Consider the following 16169-nt stretch of genomic DNA (forward strand, 5'->3'; position numbering starts at 1 on the left):
ATCGAGGCCCTGGTGATCGGTGCGGGGCCAGCCGGGCTGATGGCGGCCGAGGTGCTGGCCGGGCAGGGCGCCCGGGTGGTGGTGGCCGAGGCCATGCCGACCCCGGCGCGCAAGTTCCTGATGGCGGGGAAATCCGGGCTGAACCTGACGCGGGATGAAGCCTGGGAACTGTTCGTGACGCGATATGGGGGCGCTGCCCCCGGCCTTCGGCCTCCCCCGGAGTATTTGGAGAACGGAGAAATCGGGCCGCAGGAGGTCATGGCCTGGGCGCGTGGGCTGGGAGTGGAGTTGTTCACCGGCTCGACCGGGCGGGTGTTTCCGGTCGGCATGAAGGCGTCGCCGCTGTTGCGGGCCTGGCTGGCACGGCTTGCGACGATGGGGGTCGAGTTGCGGACGCGCTGGCGCTGGACGGGTTTTCTGGGCGAAGGCTGGCGCTTCGAGGTGCCGGACGGGATCGAAGTGCTGGCGCCCCGCACCGTGGTGCTGGCGCTGGGCGGGGCGAGTTGGCCGCGGCTGGGCTCGGATGCGGCCTGGGTGCCCTGGCTGGTTGGGCGGGGCGTGGCGGTGGCGCCGTTCCGGCCGGCGAACATGGGGTTCCGCGTCACATGGTCGGCGCAGATGGCGCGGCATTTCGGCCAGGCGGTCAAGGGCGTGGCCCTGCATGTCGCCGGCCGGGTCGGACGCGGCGAATGGGTCGTCACCGCCAGAGGAATCGAGGGCGGCGGGATCTATGAGGTCTCGGCCGCGATGCGCGACGGGGCCGAGGCTTTCGTCGATCTGGCGCCGGACCTGGATGCCGGGGAACTGGCGCGGCGCCTTGCGCGCGCGCCCTCGAAGCTGTCGGTCGGCAACCGGCTGCGGCGGGTTCTGGGCGATCCGGTCCGCGCGGCGCTGCTGATGGAGTGGGGCCAACCGCTGCCTGCCGAGCCCGAGCGGCTGGCCATGCGCGCCAAGGCGCTGCGGTTGCGGCACGACGGGCCGATGGGCATCGAGCGGGCGATTTCCTCGGCCGGGGGGATCGCCGCCGAAAGCCTGACCGATGCGCTGGAGCTGAAAGCGCTGCCCGGCGTCTTTGCCGCCGGCGAGATGCTGGACTGGGAGGCGCCGACCGGCGGCTATCTGCTGACCGGCTGCCTTGCCACCGGGCGGCTGGCCGGGCAGGGCGCCGCCGCCTATCTGGCCGTCGCGCGCAGATAGGCCGGGCGGGCGCGCATCATCTGGAGATAATCCGTCAGCCGGTGCTCGGTGATCGGAAAGCGTGCCGTCAGCGCCCAGGTCAGGCAATGCGCCAGGATGATGTCGGGCACGGTCATGCGATCGCCCATCAGGAAGCCCCCCTCGGCGATACGATGCACCAGGGTGCGCTGGCTGCGCTCGAATTCCCAGCGCAGCGTGTTCTTGATCGCCGCCAGCCGCATTTCCTCGGGCAGCACGAAGCTGTGCCGCGCCGCCAGCCACAGCGCCGCGTCGAATTCGTCCAGCACGAATTGCGTCAGGCTGTCCTGCCGTGCCCGGTCGAGGCTGCCGGCCGGATGGGTCAGCGCGCCATGCTTGTCGGCCAGATAGGTCAGGATAGCGGTCGAATCGGTGATGGGCGTGCCGTCCACCACCAGCACCGGCACCTTGCCGGCGGGGTTGAAGGGCCGGACGCCTTCGGAATGCGGATTGACGGCGACATGTTCATAGGGCTGGCCCAATTCCTCGAGCATCCAGAGCACGCGCATGGCGCGGCTCTTGCCGGTTCCGATCACCTGATACATCCAGTTCCCCGCATCGCCTTGAACCCCAAGGCTAGCGCCGCCGCCCGATTCAGGCAATCAGCGCCATTGACGCGACCGCCGGCCGGGCGCAGGAATTGCAGGCTGCGAAAGGGAGAGGTTCATGACCAAGGCAATGCGCGCGCCGCTGTTCACGCCGGTGCTGATCGGCGGTTCGATCATCCTGCTGATCAACTTTGCCCTGCGGGCCAGCTTCGGCGTCTTCCAGATCCCGATCGCACAGGAATTCGACTGGCCGCGGGCCGAGTTCAGCATGGCCATCGCCATCCAGAACCTGGCCTGGGGCATCGGCCAGCCGATCTTCGGCGCGTTGGCCGAACGCTGGGGCGACCGCTGGTCGGTCATCATCGGCGCCTTTCTCTATTCCGCCGGGCTGATCCTGACCGCCTATGCCACCGACCCGCTGGCCATGCAGCTCCTGGAGGTCATGGTCGGCTTCGGCATCGCCGGCACCGGCTTCGGCGTCATCCTGGCGGTGATCGGCCGCGCCGCCAGCGACGAGAACCGCAGCCTGGCGCTGGGGATCGGCACCGCCGCCGGCTCGGCCGGACAGGTCTTCGGCGCGCCGCTGGCCGAGGTGCTCCTGGTCCATTACCCGTGGCAGACGGTGTTCGTCATCTTCGGCGTGATCGTGCTGGCCTGCCTGTTCTTCCTGCCGCTGCTGGGCGGCGGCAAGCCCGCCAGCCGCAGCGAGCTGGAGGAAAGCATGGGCTCGGTGCTGAAGCGCGCCTTTACCGACCCGTCCTACCTGATGATCTTTGCCGGCTTCTTTTCCTGCGGCTACCAGTTGGCCTTCATCACCGCGCATTTCCCCGCCATGGTGACCGAGATGTGCGGGCCGATCAGTCCGATGGGCACGCTGGCCAGCATCGGCATCACCACCACCTCGGCATTGGGGGCGGCGGCGATCTCGCTGATCGGGCTGGCCAATATCGCCGGGGCGATCTTTGCCGGCTGGCTGGGCAAGCGCTATACCAAGAAATACCTGCTGGCCGGGATCTATACCCTGCGCACCATCGCCGCCGCCGCGTTCATCCTGATGCCGATCACGCCCACCAGCGTCATTGTCTTTTCTCTGGTGATGGGCGGGCTGTGGCTGGCCACGGTGCCGCTGACCTCCGGCCTCGTCGCCTATATCTACGGGCTGCGCTACATGGGCACGCTTTACGGCTTCGTGTTCCTGAGCCACCAGATCGGCTCGTTCCTGGGCGTCTGGCTGGGCGGCAAGATGTATGACATCTACGGCGACTACACGCTGGTCTGGTGGGTCGGCGTGGGCGTCGGCGCCTTCAGCGCGCTGATCCACCTGCCGGTGCGCGAGGCGCCGGCGCGGCTGGCTTCGGCCTGACGACAGGTTTTTGCTTGACTGGTCAATCAACAATCCCGACGCTTCCGCCGGGGCGCCCAAAACGCCCGCCAGAAAACAGGGAGAGTTCCATGACCCACGACCACATCGCCCGCCGCCTGCTGCTGGGCCTGATCGCATCCGCCCTGATCGCGCCTGCCGCCGTGGCGCAGGACGCGGCGCAGATGCCGCAATGCCAGGTCGGCGAATTCGCCATGGGCCTGCGCTATCAGCAGCAATCGGCCGAGGTCCGGGCGCTGCAATTGCAGGCCTTTGCGCTGGCGACCGAGCGGCTGGACGCCGCCGTCGCCAAGGCCGAGGATCCGGCCAGGCTGGCCGTCGTTACCGACCTGGACGAGACGGTGATCGACAACACTCCGCTTCTGGTGCGCGACATGCAGGCGTGCCACCAATATGACACCTGGGACACCTGGGGCTTCTGGGAGCGGGACGGCAAGCCCACGCTCATCCCCGGCGCCGGGGAGTTCCTGGACCATGCCGACAAGGCCGGGGTGGCGATCTATTACATCTCGGACCGTTTCGGCGAGAACAAGCCCTCGACCATCGCCACGCTGAACGAACTGGGCCTGCCGCAGGTTTCCGAGGATCATGTGCTGCTTTACGGCACCACCAAGGTCGAGCGGCGCGGCGTGGTGTCCGAGGACCACGAGATCGTCCTGCTGCTGGGCGACACGCTGCACGATTTCGACGGCGTGTTCCACAAGGCCGATACCGCGACCAAGCGCGAAAAGGTGGACGAGAACCGGGCGCATTTCGGCGTGGACTGGATCGTGCTGCCCAACGCGACCTATGGCGAATGGAGCGAGGCGCCCCTGACCGCCTGGGACGCCGAGCTGAAGACCGAATAGCCGCATCCGCCCAGTTCAGCCCGATCCGGCTTGGGTAGGCGGGCGGGTCGTGAAGCGTTCGGGCAACCCCGCGGCAAATCCGCCGCGGGGCCATTGCGTCCCGCCCGGCAATCGACAAGTCTCGGCCCGTCGGATCGGAGGGGGGCGCTTCATGCGCGCATTGCTGTCGGGGGGGATCATCAGCCTGATCCTGGCCTATACGCTCAGTCAGTTCTATCGCGCCTTCCTGGCCGTGCTGTCGCCGGTCCTGCAGGCTGAACTGGGCGCGGGGCCCGAGGATCTGGCGATTTCCTCGGGCATGTGGTTCCTGACCTTCGCGCTGATGCAGATCCCCATCGGCGGGGCGTTGGACCGCATCGGCCCGCGCCGCACGGTGGCCGTGCTGCTGGCCCTGGGCGGCGCGGGCGGGGCGGCGGTCTTTGCGCTGGCGCAGGCGCCGTGGCATCTGCATGTCGCGCTGGCGCTGATGGGGATCGGCTGCGCGCCGGCGCTGATGGGCAGCTATTACATCTTTGCCCGCAACTATCCTACGGCGCTGTTCGGGACATTGGCCGGGGCGGCGGTGGGCTTCGGCTCGCTGGGCAATATCCTGGGCGCCGCGCCGCTGGTCTGGGCGACCGAGGCCTTCGGCTGGCGCGAGACGCTATGGGCGCTGGCCGCGGTCACGCTGGCGGTGGCGCTGGCGATCCTGGCCTTTACCCGCGACCCCGAGCGGCTGGCCGCCACCGCGCCGCGCGGATCGCTGGCCGAGATCCTGCGGCTGCGGCCGCTATGGTTCATCCTGCCGCTGTTTTCGGTGAACTATGCCGCCTCGGCCGCGATCCGCGGCCTTTGGGCCGGCCCCTACATGGCCGAGGTGCATGGCGCCTCGGACCAGTTGATCGGCTGGGCGACGCTGGCGATGGGCGTCGCCATGGTGGTCGGCAATTTCCTGGTCGGGCCGGCGACGCGGCTGGTGGGCTCGATCCGCAGGCTGGCGCTGATCGCCAACGGCGCCGGCGTGGCGGTGATGGCCGGGCTGTGGCTGTTTCCCGCCGAGGGCGTCGCGCTGTCGGTGGCATTCCTGGCTCTGGTCGGGCTGTCGGGTGCGACCTATACCGTGCTGATGGCGCATGGCCGCGCCTTTCTGCCCCCGCATCTGGTGGGGCGGGGCGTGACCTTCCTCAACATGTTCTCGATCGGCGGGGCAGGGGTGCTGCAATTCACCTCGCGCCCGGTCTATCGCTGGGCCAGCGCGCAAGGCAGCGCGGCCGAGGCATACTCGACCCTGTTCCTGTTCTTCCTGATTCCGCTTACGGTGGGGTTCCTGCTGTATTTCCTGACGCCCGAGACGCCCGATGCCTGAAATGCCCGCCGACCGGATCGACGTGGTCGCCCCTAACCTGAAGCGCCGCCTGTCGGGCGTCACGGCGACCGTGGTGCGGCTGATCCCGGTGCAGGCAGGGATGATCGGCATCGCCACCACCGGCCCCGGCCTGCCGTCCGGCCTGCCGCATATCCCGCTGGCCCGCGCCGCGCTGTTGCCGCGCGACCGCTGGCGGGTCTGGCACGCGCGCCGCAATACCGAGATGGCGCTGGGGCTGATCCTGCGGCATGTGCTGCGGCGGCGCTATCGGCTGCTCTTCACCTCGGCCTCGCAGCGCCGGCACAGCCGCTATACGAAATGGCTGATCTCGCAGATGGACGCGCTGGTCGCGACCTCGGCCAGGGGCGCGGCCTATCTGGAGCGCCCCGCCCGCGTCATCCACCACGGCATCGACATCGACGGCTTTGCCCCCCCGGCCGACCGGACCGCGCTGCGCTCAAGCCTGGGCCTGCCGCCGGATCAGGTGCTGGTCGGCTGCTACGGCCGCATCCGCGCACAAAAGGGCACCGGCGATTTCGTGCAGGCGATGCTGGCGCTGCTGCCTTCGCGCCCCGGCGTGACCGCGCTGGTCATGGGCCGGGCGACGGAAAAGCACCGCACCTATCTGGCCGCGCTCAAGGCGCAGGTGGCCGAGGCGGGCCTGTCCCAGCGCATCCTGTTTCCGCCCGAGGTGCCGGTGGACCGGATGGCGGCGTGGTATGGCGCGCTGGACCTCTATGTCGCGCCTCAGCGATGGGAGGGCTTCGGCCTGACCCCGCTGGAGGCCATGTCCTGCGGCGTGCCGGTCGTGGCGACGCGCGTCGGCGCCTTCGAGGAACTGGTCGCGGACGGCGTGACCGGCAGCCTGATCCCGCCCGAGGACCAGCCCGCCATGCAGGCGGCCATCGCGCGCTGGCTGGACGATCCCTCCGCCCGCCATGCCGCGGGACAGGCGGCACGCGCCCATGTCGAGGCGAATCACGCCATCGAAACCGAGGCCCGCGCCCTGGTCGAAGTCTATCGCGGACTGCTTTCGTGAACCGCCTCGGCTTCCTGATTGCCCGCACCCTGCGGGACGAGGGCGCGCTGCAACGCCTCTCGGCGCCGCAATCCGCAGTGCTGGGCGATCTGGCGGGCAAGCGCATCGCGCTGGTCGGCAATGCCCGCGCGCTGGCCGATACCCGGCACGGCGCACAGATCGACGCCGCCGATCTGGTGATCCGCATCAACCGCGCGCCGATACCCTCGGCCGAAAGCCATGGCAGCCGCACGGACTGGCTGGCGCTGGCCGTGCGGCTTTCCGAAGCCGACCGCACCCGCCTGGCACCCACCCGCGTCCTGTGGATGTCGCCCAAGCGCAAGCGGCTGGACTGGCGGACGGCGACCAGCCCCGGCTTCTACCTGCATCCGCTTGCGGATTATCAGGCACTCAAGGCCCGGCTGGGCGCCCCGCCCACCACCGGCGCCATGATGATCGACCTGATCGCGCGCTCGGACATGGCACGGCTGGAGCTTTACGGCTTCGATTTCTTCGCTTCGCTCTCGCTGTCGGGCCGGCGAACCGCCGACCAGGTTCCCCATGATTTCAAAGGGGAATCCGAATGGGTGCATAAGTTGATGCTGGCAGATCGCCGAATTGCTCGGCATTAAGCCGAAATCCTGCCAGATCAGCGGGCGTTTTGACGAAATCTCGCTTTCCCTTTTCCGCAATACCCCCTATATCGCGGCGTCCTTTGTTGAAGGAGACCCCAATGGGCTACAAGGTCGTTGTCGCCGGCGCCACGGGGAACGTGGGCCGTGAAATGCTGAACATCCTGGCCGAGCGCCAGTTTCCTGCTGATGAGGTTGTCGCTCTGGCTTCGCGCCGGAGCCTTGGCACTGAGGTCAGCTATGGCGACAAGACCTTGAAATGCAAGGATATCGAGGGGTTCGACTTTACCGGCTACGACATCGCGCTGTTTGCCATCGGCTCGGACGCGACCAAGACCTATGCGCCCATCGCCGCATCGCAGGGCTGCGTGGTGATCGACAACTCGTCGCTTTACCGCTACGACCCCGAGATCCCGCTGGTCGTGCCCGAGGTGAACCCGGATGCGGTCGAGGATTACCGCAACAAGATGATCATCGCGAACCCCAACTGCTCGACCGCGCAGATGGTGGTGGCGCTGAAGCCGCTGCATGATCGCGCCCGCATCAAGCGCGTCGTCGTCTCGACCTACCAGTCGGTCTCGGGTGCCGGCAAGGAGGGCATGGACGAGCTGTGGAACCAGACCAAGGGCGTCTATGTCCCGGGTCAGGAAGTCGAGCCGAAGAAGTTCCAGAAGCAGATCGCCTTCAACGTGATCCCGCAGATCGACGTGTTCATGGACAGCGGCGACACCAAGGAAGAATGGAAGATGGTGGCCGAGACCAAGAAGATCGTCGATCCGGCGATCAAGGTCACGGCGACCTGCGTGCGCGTGCCGGTCTTCGTCGGCCATTCGGAATCGGTGAACATCGAGTTCGAGGACTTCCTGGACGAGGACGAGGCCCGCGACATCCTGCGCGAGGCGCCGGGCATCCTGGTCATCGACAAGCGCGAGCCGGGCGGCTACTCGACCCCGGTGGAATGCGTGGGCGATTTCGCCACCTTCGTCAGCCGCATCCGCCAGGACGTGACGGTGGAAAACGGCCTGAACATGTGGATCGTCAGCGACAACCTGCGCAAGGGCGCGGCGCTGAACGCGGTGCAGATCGCCGAGCTTCTGGGCAATCGCTGCCTCAAGAAGGGCTGATCCCAAACGGATATGTGAGGGCGTCCCCCGGGGCGCCCTCTTGCATTTCCGGCGCCCCTCGCTGACCTTGGCCCGGTCATGACAAGGGGGTCCGATGCGCCATCTTCTGATATCCACCGCCATCCTGCTGGCCAGTCCCGCGCTGGCCGACCGGATCGAGACGACCGCCCGCGTCACCGATGTCACCGTCTATCCCTGGGGTGCCGGCGTCACGCGCGAGGCCAGCCTGGACCTGCCCGCCGGCGCGCATGAGCTGGTGATCCCCGGCATCCCGGAAGGCATCGACGCGTCAAGCCTGCGCATTTCGGCCGAGGGTGCGGTGATCGGCGCGACCGGCTTCCAGCAGGAACGCGCCCTGCCCGAAACCCCGGCGAAATCCCCCGAATTGCGCACCGCCGAGGAAGAGGTCCGCCGCCTGAAAGCCGCGCTGGCCGAACGCGATGCCGGCGTGGCCGAGATCAAGGCCCGGGCCGAGGCGGCCGAGGACACCATCGCATTCCTGATGAAACTGGCCGAATCCGACGCCGCCGGCACCGGCGACATCGCGGCGCTGACCCGCTCGGTGGGCGAGCAGTTGCTGCAAGCGCGCCAGACCGCGATCCGCGCCGAACTCGAGGCCGAGGCCGCCGATGCGGGGCGCGAGGAACTGGCCGAGGAACTCGCCCGCGCCGAAGCCCGGCTCGAGGCCCTGCGCGGCCCGGATTCCGAACGCGGCGCGCTGGTGATCGCGGTGCAGGGGCAGGGCCAGCCTGCGCGCATCCGCATCACCAGCCTGACCGGCCAGGCAAGCTGGGAGCCGGTCTATGACCTGTCCTTGCAGCGCAAGGAAGGCAAGCTGCGGCTGGATCGCGAATTGCTGGTGCGGCAGAATACCGGCGAGGACTGGCGCGGCGTGCATCTGGTGCTGTCCACTGCGCGACCGATGGACCAGTCGGCGCCCAGCGAATTGCAGCCCGATTTCCCGCGCATCGGCGATCCCGAGGCCAAGCTTTACAGCCGCTCGGCCGCGCCCATGGCCGAACAGGCCGTCATGGATTCGATGGAGCGCGCCTATCCCGCATCGGCACCCGAGCCCGGGATCACCGGCTCGGCCCTGGCCGGCATGGTGGGCGAGACCGTGGTCTATGACTATCCGACGCCGGTGGACATGCGCGACGGCGCCGATGCGCTGCGCCTGCCGCTGGATTCGCACGAACTGGCGCCCGAGATCGTCGCCGAGGCGGTGCCGCGCCGCGACGACAGCGCCTATCTGGTTGCCGATACGGTGAATTCGACCGGGGCGGTGATCCTGCCGGGCGACGCAACCTTCTATGCCGATGGCGCCATGGTCGGACGCGGCGCGCTGGAGCTGACCGCCGCCGGCGACGACATGAAGCTGGGCTTCGGGCCGCTGACCGGCATCAAGCTGGAGCGTCGCATTCCCGATGAGATCGAGGGCAATCGCGGGCTGATCTCGAAATCCTCGGAGCGCCGGGAAACCGCGATCCTGCGCCTGCGCAACCTGACGGGCGAGGAATGGCCGCTGCGGGTGATCGACCGCGTGCCGGTCTCGACCCAGGAAAACCTGCGCATCGACTGGTCCTCCGATCCCAGCCCCGACGAGACCGATCCCGACGGCAAGCGCGGGCTGCTGGTCTGGAACGGCAAGATCGCCGCGGGCGAGGAACGCGTCATCACCCTGACCACCTCGCTGCGCTGGCCCGAGGGGCAGACGCTGATCGCCGGCGACTGACGGCACTTCGCCTGCCGCCGGCAAGGGATTGCAAGGCCCACCCCGCAGGGCGGCGGCCAGCGCATGCCACGAGCCGCGCCTTGCCCCCGATGTCGCCGGCACCCGCCGCGAATGCCCCCTGCGACATCTGGCGTGGGCTGGCCCACGTCGCGCCGGCGAAAAGCCGCGAAGGGCAGCCCTGGCACGCCTAAAGCGCCAGTTCGCCGCGCTCCAGCGCCTCGGCCAGCCGGTCCACGGCCTCGGCCAGGCGCTCATCGACCAGATGCAGATATTGCGTCCAGTCCGAGAGCTGCGCCAGTTCCTCGGCCCCGTCAGAAATGCCGCGCAGCCCGATCAGCGGTAGGCCGAAGCGCTGGCAGGCGCGCAGCACCGCAAAGCTTTCCATATCGACCATCTCGGCGGCGATCGCGTTATAGCCGGCACCGCTGACGATACTGGCCCCGGTTGCCAGGCTGGCCGAGGCGATGCCCGGAATTTGCAAGGGCAGGTCGACGCGCACGGGCAGGCCCAGCAGCGGCGTCTCGCCCCGGGCGAAACCCAGGGCCGAGGCGTCCATGTCGCGATATTCCAGCGAAGCGACCTGATAGACGCCCAATTGCTGCAACCGGCGGGAGCCGGCCGAACCCAGCGAGACCACCAGTTCGGGCAACTCATCCCGCGCGGCCAGCCGCGACAGCGCCGCGGTCAGTTCGACCGCCGCCTCGACCGGCCCGACGCCGGTCATCAGCGGCGAGATCCGCGCGCGCAGCTGCGGCCCATATTCCGCATCCAGCGCCATGACGAACAGCACCCGCCGCCCGGCCAGAAGATCGGGGTCCACCGTCATGACCATAGTCCCGTGCCCGCCATTCGTCCGATTGCCACCATGATCCCCTCCGACAGGTTTTGCCAAGGGAAGCGCAGCCGGGCGGGCAGGGCAAGAGCGGCGCGATCATCCGGTCAGGGCGCGTGACATCGCGGCACGTTCGGCCGGCTCGGGATCATGTGCGGCGCGGGGCGCATCGCGCCCGACCGGCAGGCTCGGCACCGGGGCGGCAAAGCTCAGCAGCAGGCGGGCACCGGACAGCCCGCGCAGTCCCCAGGACAACAGCCCACCCGCCGGCCCGGCCATGGCACCGCGCAAAGGCTCGTCCGGCAGGGCAGCATTCAGCGCCTCGCGCAGGGCGGCAAGGCCGGGGCTTGCACCGCAGGCATCGGTCCAGACCTGGACATGTCCCTCCAGCGTGCCGGGTGCCGCCGCGTCCCACAGATCGGCATAGCGGCGGTTCGAGATCAGCAGATCGCCATTGGCGCCAAAGACCGCCACCGCATCCTCCAGCGCATCCAGCACCTCGGCACCCAGTGACAGGTCGGCGCGGAACTTGCGGGTCAGCGAGATTTCCGAGGTGATGTCCTCGAACAGAAAGGCCACCGCGCCGTCGGGATGGGGCCGTCCGGTCACGCGATAGGTCTGCCCGCCGGGCAGCGACCACATCTCGACGTGATGCCCCGAGGACGCCGCGGCCTCCAGCGTGTTCATCTGGTTGCGCCAACTGCGATAATCCTTGGGCTCGGGCACCATCCGCGCCTCGCGCAGCCGGTCCAGAAAGGCGTAAAGCGTCGGCCGCGCGGTCAGGAACCCGGTCGCAAGCCCCGTCAGGTCGATCAGTGCCGGATTGAACAGTTGCAGGTTGCGATCGCGGTCAAAGATCGCCAACCCGATGGGCAGGTCGGCAAAGGTCTTGGTCAGGGTCTGGACGAATTCGCGCAGCGAGCGTTCCGCCCGGACCGCCGCATCGGCGGGCAGGGCGATGGCAACGGTCTGCCCGCCGATTTCGTGCAGGTGGCAATCATACCAGCGGCTTTGCCCGTCATGGTCGACCTGCATCCGCCGCGCCCCGCCCGAGGTGGCGGGCTGGACCGGCCGCGCCGACAGGTCGATGATCCGGGGCAGGGGCCAGACCGTCTGTCCCCGCGCCTTGACCTCGGCCAGGTTCAGATAGGCCGAATTGGCCCAGGTGACCTGACCTTGCGGATCCTGCCGCCAGGCCAGCATCGGCGAGTGGTCCATGGCGCTGCGCAGGATTTCCAGCTCTTGCTCCATGGCGCGCAGGGACAGGGAATCGACCAGGATACCGGCATCCTCGGCCGCCGGGTCGGCCAGTGTCAGGCGCAGCAGGCCATCGCCCAGATCATCGGCCAAGAGCCGCAACGGGCTGTCGCCGGCGCGCTCCTTCAGCTCGATCCGCGCGGCGTCGCCCAGATCGGGCAGCAGCGCGCCGAATTCCGGCAGGCGCATGCACAGCCATGAACTCAGCCGCTGCCAGTCCCCCTCGCCCGGCAAGCTGGCCAACAGGGCGCGGGCCGGCGAGGTCGCATCGACCAGCACCCCGTCGCGAAACAGGAAGACGGTCGGCTCAAGCCCGCGTTCCAGCCCGCGCGCCGTGCCTGCCCCGGCAAGGCGCCGATCCATAAGCCGGGTCAAGGCCAAGGCCGGCAAGACCGCCAGCACCGCCGCCGCAAAGGCGATAAGGAAATGCGCAACCATCGGAACATCCCTGAACGATACAGTCGGATACAACTATAGCGGGATGTTTTAAGAAGTGGTTAACGCGACCGGAGATCAGGCCAGTATCTCGGGGTTCGGCCCAAGCGGCGCGCGATTCCCGGTCTCGATCACCTCGCGCGGCCAGGTGACGACGACCTCGGCACCGCCCTCTGCCCTATTGGCAAAGCGCAGCCGCGCGCCCGAGCGCTCCAGCAGCGCCTTGGCGATGAACAGGCCCAGGCCCATGCCTTCATAGCTGCGCCCGTCCTCGGCCCGGGGGCGGGTGGTCAGGAAGGGGCTGCCGATGCGCGGCAACAGCGCGGGCGGAAAGCCCGGCCCGTCATCGGCGACCCGCACCCAAAGATCGCGGCGGTCGGCGCCGGTCTCGACGGTCACGCTGCGGGCGGCGAAATCGACGGCGTTCTGGATCAGGTTGCGCAGCCCGTGGATCACGGCGGCATCGCGCTGGACGATCAGCGGCTCGGAGGCGGGCAGCACCACGATCTCGGCGCCGCGTCCGTGATGGGGCGCAGCGGCCTCGGCCAGCACCTCGATCAGCGGAGCCGAGCGGATCAGCAGGTCGTCGCGCCCGGCGCTGCCCATGGATTTCAGGATGTCGCGGCAACGGTCCGCCGACTGGCGCAGCAAGGTGACATCCTCGGCCAGATCCTCGCGCTCGGGCAGGGCCTCGGCCAGTTCGTCGGCCAGTTCGGCGCCGACCAGCTTGATCGTGGCCAGCGGCGTGCCCAGTTCATGCGCCGCGGCGGCGACCACGCCGCCCAGATGTTGCAGCCTCTGTTCCCGCTCCAGTGCCAGGCGGGCGGCGAACAGCGCATCCGAGGTGGCGCTGACCTCGGCGGCGACCAGCCGGGCATAGCCGGAAAAGAACACCGCGCCGATCACGATGGCGAACCAGTGCCCGACCAGCAGCGGCTCGCGCAGCGTGACCAGCCCGCCCGACCCGAAGGTCAGCGGCTGGGCACAGACCGCCGCCAGCGTCACCATCAGGAAGGTGGCGGCGCCCAGCGCCAGCAAATGCCGGGGCGGCAGGGCGGTCGCCGCGACCGTCACCGGCACCAGCAAAAGCAACGCGAAGGGATTGGCAAGCCCGCCGGTCAGCGCCAGCAAGGCCGCCACCTGCCCCAGGTCGAAACCCAGCTGCCAGGCCGCCTCGCGTGCCGAGATGCGCCGGTCCGGCCGCGCCGTCAGCGCCAGGTTCAGCGCCACCGCCAGCCCGATCACCGCCAGCACCGCCGCCAGCGGGAAGCCGGCTCCGATCAGCAGCGCGACGCCCACGGCCGCCAACTGGCCCGCGATCGCCACCCAGCGCAACAGGATCAGGGTGCGCAGGCGGATCGGCTCGGGGGCCGGCTGGCCGGGAAAAAGGTCGATGCGGTGGGAAACAAGGCCGAATGGCACGCTGGGTCTTTCTGTTGGGGGACGGGCTTTTGCATTGATACCCATGGCCGGATGCGCGATCAATGCGCCCACGGACTGGAGATGCGCCGGATGGGCAAAGACAGAACGATCCTGATCCTCGGCAGCCTCGCTGCGGTGACGGTGCTGGTGACGGGCTGGCTGTGGCTGTCGCGCGGCGAGGCCGATCCCTTCGCCCCCTGCCGCAAGGACGTGACGCAGGGCGGGCTGGACGGTCTGGGCGCACCCTTTGAGTTGACGGACCAGAACGGCCGTCGGGTCAGCGACCGGCAAGTGCTGGCAAAACCGGCGCTGCTGTATTTCGGATATACCTATTGCCCGGATGTCTGCCCGCTGGACAGCGCCCGCAATGCCGAGGCGGTGGCGATGCTGGAAGAACAGGGAATGCAGGTCACGCCGGTCTTCATTTCCGTCGATCCGAAACGCGACACCCCCGAGGTGCTGCGCGATTTTGCCGGGGCCATGCATGAGCGAATGATCGGATTGACCGGAACCGCAGCGGAAATCGATGCCGTATCGAAAGCCTGGCGGAACTATTACAAGCTGAATGATCAGGAGGACCCCGAGAACTATCTGGTCGATCACATGACCAATACCTATCTTGTGATTCCCGGCTCCGGGACCGTCGAACTCTTCGGCCGTGAGCTTTCCGCCCAGGATCTGGCGGAACGCGCCGCCTGTTTCATTGACGCTGCGTCAAGCACCGGGGTTTGACCGAATGGGCAAAACACTCTAATCAACAGTGAACTTTCAAGGGCAAGTGAATATGGCAGAGGATTACCAAATCGGCCCCGACCCCAGCCTTCTGCTGGTCGATGACGACGAGATCTTTCTGAACCGTCTGGCCCGTGCGATGGAAAAACGCGGCTTCGCCGTCACCCGCGCCGCCTCGGTCGCCGAGGCCCGCGCCGCGGTGGCCGAGCACGCGCCCGCCCATGCGGTCGTCGACCTGCGGCTTGAGGATGGCAATGGGCTTGATGTGGTCGATGCCCTGCGCGAGGCGCGCGAGGATACCCGGATCGTCGTCCTGACCGGCTATGGCGCCATCGCGACGGCGGTGGCCGCGGTCAAGATGGGTGCGACGGATTATCTGTCAAAGCCGGCGGATGCCGATGACGTGACCCGCGCGCTTCTGGCGCGGGGCGACACATTGCCGCCCCCGCCGGAAACGCCGATGTCGGCCGACCGCGTGCGTTGGGAGCATATCCAGCGCGTCTATGAGCAATGCGACCGCAATGTCAGCGAAACGGCGCGGCGCCTGCATATGCACCGACGGACCTTGCAGCGGATTTTGGCCAAACGCAGCCCGCGTTAATAATCTGGTTCTCAAAAAAGATTGCAATTCATATTGGAATGCAAATATTGGGGACACAGACTGCCAAAACCAAGGATAACGATATGAGCATCGAACTGGACGCCATGTCCTTGCGCGAACTCCGGGATCTGCGCAACAAGCTCGACCGCGCCATTTCCACCTTCGAGGATCGTCGCAAGCGCGAGGCGCTGGCGGCGGCCGAAAGTGCCGCGCGCGAATACGGCTTCAACCTGGCCGAGCTGACGATCGCCAAGCAAGCACGCAGCAAGGTTGCGCCCAAATACGCAAATCCCGCCGATCCGTCACAAACCTGGACCGGGCGTGGCCGCAAACCGCGCTGGGTGCAGGAGGCGCTGGATACCGGCAAAAAACTGGAAGAGATGGAAATCTGAGCCCGTTTCCCCCGCATCCCTGATGCGGGGTTTTTCTTTCCGGGATCACGATTTCCGGTCCATTTCCGCAATAAGCTGGGAAAAGCGCGACAAATAGGCGTTGCGGGTTTCCAGTGGCGGGCGCAGCCGTATTTCCAACCCCTGCAACAATTCGGGGCGGGGCATGGGGAACAGGCGATCCGCCTCGGCCCTGGAGAACCCGGCGATCTGCACGGCCTCCAGCCAGGCCGAGATCCGGTCGGCGCGCTTGATCGCGCGCTTCACCGTCGCGGGCAATTGCGCCGGCAGGCCGAAACGGCGGTGGATCGCCGCCGCCAGCCGCGCGTCCATTTCGCCGTATTCCCGGCCAAGCGCCGCCTTGACCGGAGAGATCATGTCGCCGATCACATATTCGGGCGCGTCATGCAGCAACGCCGCCAGCCGCCAGCGCGGCTCGCAATCGGGATTGGCACGGGTGTGGATCTCTTCGACCAGCAGCGAATGCTCGGCCACGGTATAGGCCCAGTCGCCATGGGTCTGGCCGTTCCAGCGCGCGACGAAGGCCAGGCCATGGGCGATGTCGCCGATCTCGATATCCACCGGCGTCGGGTCCAGAAGGTCCAGCCTGCGCCCCGACAGCATCCTTTGCCAGGCCCGTTTCGCGCCTTTCGCCATG

The 16169-nt window shown here is 68.0% G+C and carries 16 protein-coding genes; 11 read left to right on the forward strand and 5 right to left on the reverse strand.

Going from position 1 to position 16169, the window contains the following annotated elements; translation table 11 throughout:
* A complete protein-coding gene (locus BLT64_RS08525; RefSeq protein ID WP_041530309.1) occupies window positions 1-1197 on the forward strand; it encodes a BaiN/RdsA family NAD(P)/FAD-dependent oxidoreductase in 1197 nt (398 codons plus the stop codon).
* Here the strand turns inward: BLT64_RS08525 and BLT64_RS08530 are convergent.
* Window positions 1173-1760 carry a glutathione S-transferase family protein gene (locus BLT64_RS08530; RefSeq protein ID WP_011749044.1) on the reverse strand — a complete coding sequence of 196 codons (588 nt, stop codon included), beginning with the start codon at window positions 1758-1760 and terminating at the stop codon, window positions 1173-1175. The genes BLT64_RS08525 and BLT64_RS08530 overlap by 25 nt on opposite strands.
* Before the next feature lie 121 nt (window positions 1761-1881).
* Here BLT64_RS08530 and BLT64_RS08535 point away from each other — a divergent pair, with 121 nt between their 5' ends.
* The 7 genes from BLT64_RS08535 to BLT64_RS08565 all read left to right on the forward strand — a co-directional run bounded on the left by BLT64_RS08535 (window position 1882) and on the right by BLT64_RS08565 (window position 9843).
* Window positions 1882-3126: an MFS transporter gene (locus tag BLT64_RS08535; protein WP_011749045.1), complete on the forward strand. Its 1245-nt coding sequence runs from the start codon at window positions 1882-1884 to the stop codon at window positions 3124-3126.
* A gap of 89 nt (window positions 3127-3215) precedes the next feature.
* Complete coding sequence (locus BLT64_RS08540) at window positions 3216-3992, forward strand: 5'-nucleotidase, lipoprotein e(P4) family (protein ID WP_011749046.1); 777 nt, start codon at window positions 3216-3218, stop codon at window positions 3990-3992.
* A gap of 151 nt (window positions 3993-4143) precedes the next feature.
* A complete protein-coding gene (locus tag BLT64_RS08545; protein WP_011749047.1) occupies window positions 4144-5337 on the forward strand; it encodes an MFS transporter in 1194 nt (397 codons plus the stop codon).
* On the forward strand, window positions 5330-6376 hold the full coding sequence (locus BLT64_RS08550; protein WP_011749048.1) for a glycosyltransferase family 4 protein: 1047 nt from the start codon (window positions 5330-5332) through the stop codon (window positions 6374-6376). Before BLT64_RS08545 ends, BLT64_RS08550 begins: the two co-directional genes overlap by 8 nt.
* Window positions 6373-6987 (forward strand): glycosyltransferase family 29 protein, encoded by a 615-nt coding sequence (locus BLT64_RS08555; RefSeq protein WP_011749049.1) that lies wholly within the window; start codon window positions 6373-6375, stop codon window positions 6985-6987. Before BLT64_RS08550 ends, BLT64_RS08555 begins: the two co-directional genes overlap by 4 nt.
* A gap of 101 nt (window positions 6988-7088) precedes the next feature.
* Window positions 7089-8111, forward strand: coding sequence for an aspartate-semialdehyde dehydrogenase (locus tag BLT64_RS08560; RefSeq protein WP_011749050.1), 1023 nt, complete (start codon window positions 7089-7091; stop codon window positions 8109-8111).
* A 94-nt stretch (window positions 8112-8205) separates the two neighbouring features.
* Window positions 8206-9843 (forward strand): DUF4139 domain-containing protein, encoded by a 1638-nt coding sequence (locus tag BLT64_RS08565; protein WP_011749051.1) that lies wholly within the window; start codon window positions 8206-8208, stop codon window positions 9841-9843.
* 187 nt (window positions 9844-10030) lie between these two features.
* Here BLT64_RS08565 and BLT64_RS08570 read toward each other — a convergent pair whose 3' ends face one another.
* The 3 genes from BLT64_RS08570 to BLT64_RS08580 form a co-directional block, all read right to left on the reverse strand.
* Complete coding sequence (locus tag BLT64_RS08570) at window positions 10031-10669, reverse strand: 5'-methylthioadenosine/S-adenosylhomocysteine nucleosidase (RefSeq protein WP_011749052.1); 639 nt, start codon at window positions 10667-10669, stop codon at window positions 10031-10033.
* 105 nt (window positions 10670-10774) lie between these two features.
* Window positions 10775-12370 carry a PAS-domain containing protein gene (locus BLT64_RS08575; RefSeq protein WP_011749053.1) on the reverse strand — a complete coding sequence of 532 codons (1596 nt, stop codon included), beginning with the start codon at window positions 12368-12370 and terminating at the stop codon, window positions 10775-10777.
* A 75-nt stretch (window positions 12371-12445) separates the two neighbouring features.
* Window positions 12446-13789 (reverse strand): ActS/PrrB/RegB family redox-sensitive histidine kinase, encoded by a 1344-nt coding sequence (locus BLT64_RS08580; protein ID WP_041529999.1) that lies wholly within the window; start codon window positions 13787-13789, stop codon window positions 12446-12448.
* Window positions 13790-13870: 81 nt separating this feature from the next.
* On the opposite strand from BLT64_RS08580, the gene BLT64_RS08585 reads away from it, so the two are divergent.
* From BLT64_RS08585 to BLT64_RS08595, 3 genes are all read left to right on the forward strand, one after another.
* Window positions 13871-14521, forward strand: coding sequence for an SCO family protein (locus tag BLT64_RS08585; protein WP_011749055.1), 651 nt, complete (start codon window positions 13871-13873; stop codon window positions 14519-14521).
* A 52-nt stretch (window positions 14522-14573) separates the two neighbouring features.
* Complete coding sequence (locus BLT64_RS08590) at window positions 14574-15122, forward strand: ActR/PrrA/RegA family redox response regulator transcription factor (protein ID WP_011749056.1); 549 nt, start codon at window positions 14574-14576, stop codon at window positions 15120-15122.
* An 83-nt stretch (window positions 15123-15205) separates the two neighbouring features.
* On the forward strand, window positions 15206-15514 hold the full coding sequence (locus tag BLT64_RS08595; protein WP_011749057.1) for an H-NS histone family protein: 309 nt from the start codon (window positions 15206-15208) through the stop codon (window positions 15512-15514).
* 45 nt (window positions 15515-15559) lie between these two features.
* Here BLT64_RS08595 and BLT64_RS08600 read toward each other — a convergent pair whose 3' ends face one another.
* Window positions 15560-16168 carry a YfbR-like 5'-deoxynucleotidase gene (locus BLT64_RS08600; RefSeq protein WP_011749058.1) on the reverse strand — a complete coding sequence of 203 codons (609 nt, stop codon included), beginning with the start codon at window positions 16166-16168 and terminating at the stop codon, window positions 15560-15562.
* Between the last annotated feature and the right edge of the window lies 1 nt (window position 16169).

This window comes from Paracoccus denitrificans (assembly GCF_900100045.1).
GTDB lineage: Bacteria > Pseudomonadota > Alphaproteobacteria > Rhodobacterales > Rhodobacteraceae > Paracoccus > Paracoccus denitrificans.

Excerpts from the sequence above, each read along its gene's own strand:
- BLT64_RS08530 (WP_011749044.1), bottom strand. The coding sequence starts at position 1,760 with ATGTATCAGGTGATCGGAACCGGCAAGAGCCGCGCCATGCGCGTGCTC.
- BLT64_RS08535 (WP_011749045.1), top strand. The coding sequence starts at position 1,882 with ATGACCAAGGCAATGCGCGCGCCGCTGTTCACGCCGGTGCTGATCGGC.
- BLT64_RS08540 (WP_011749046.1), top strand. The coding sequence starts at position 3,216 with ATGACCCACGACCACATCGCCCGCCGCCTGCTGCTGGGCCTGATCGCA.
- BLT64_RS08545 (WP_011749047.1), top strand. The coding sequence starts at position 4,144 with ATGCGCGCATTGCTGTCGGGGGGGATCATCAGCCTGATCCTGGCCTAT.
- BLT64_RS08550 (WP_011749048.1), top strand. The coding sequence starts at position 5,330 with ATGCCTGAAATGCCCGCCGACCGGATCGACGTGGTCGCCCCTAACCTG.
- BLT64_RS08560 (WP_011749050.1), top strand. The coding sequence starts at position 7,089 with ATGGGCTACAAGGTCGTTGTCGCCGGCGCCACGGGGAACGTGGGCCGT.
- BLT64_RS08565 (WP_011749051.1), top strand. The coding sequence starts at position 8,206 with ATGCGCCATCTTCTGATATCCACCGCCATCCTGCTGGCCAGTCCCGCG.
- BLT64_RS08570 (WP_011749052.1), bottom strand. The coding sequence starts at position 10,669 with ATGACGGTGGACCCCGATCTTCTGGCCGGGCGGCGGGTGCTGTTCGTC.
- BLT64_RS08575 (WP_011749053.1), bottom strand. The coding sequence starts at position 12,370 with ATGGTTGCGCATTTCCTTATCGCCTTTGCGGCGGCGGTGCTGGCGGTC.
- BLT64_RS08585 (WP_011749055.1), top strand. The coding sequence starts at position 13,871 with ATGCGCCGGATGGGCAAAGACAGAACGATCCTGATCCTCGGCAGCCTC.
- BLT64_RS08590 (WP_011749056.1), top strand. The coding sequence starts at position 14,574 with ATGGCAGAGGATTACCAAATCGGCCCCGACCCCAGCCTTCTGCTGGTC.
- BLT64_RS08595 (WP_011749057.1), top strand. The coding sequence starts at position 15,206 with ATGAGCATCGAACTGGACGCCATGTCCTTGCGCGAACTCCGGGATCTG.
- BLT64_RS08600 (WP_011749058.1), bottom strand. The coding sequence starts at position 16,168 with ATGGCGAAAGGCGCGAAACGGGCCTGGCAAAGGATGCTGTCGGGGCGC.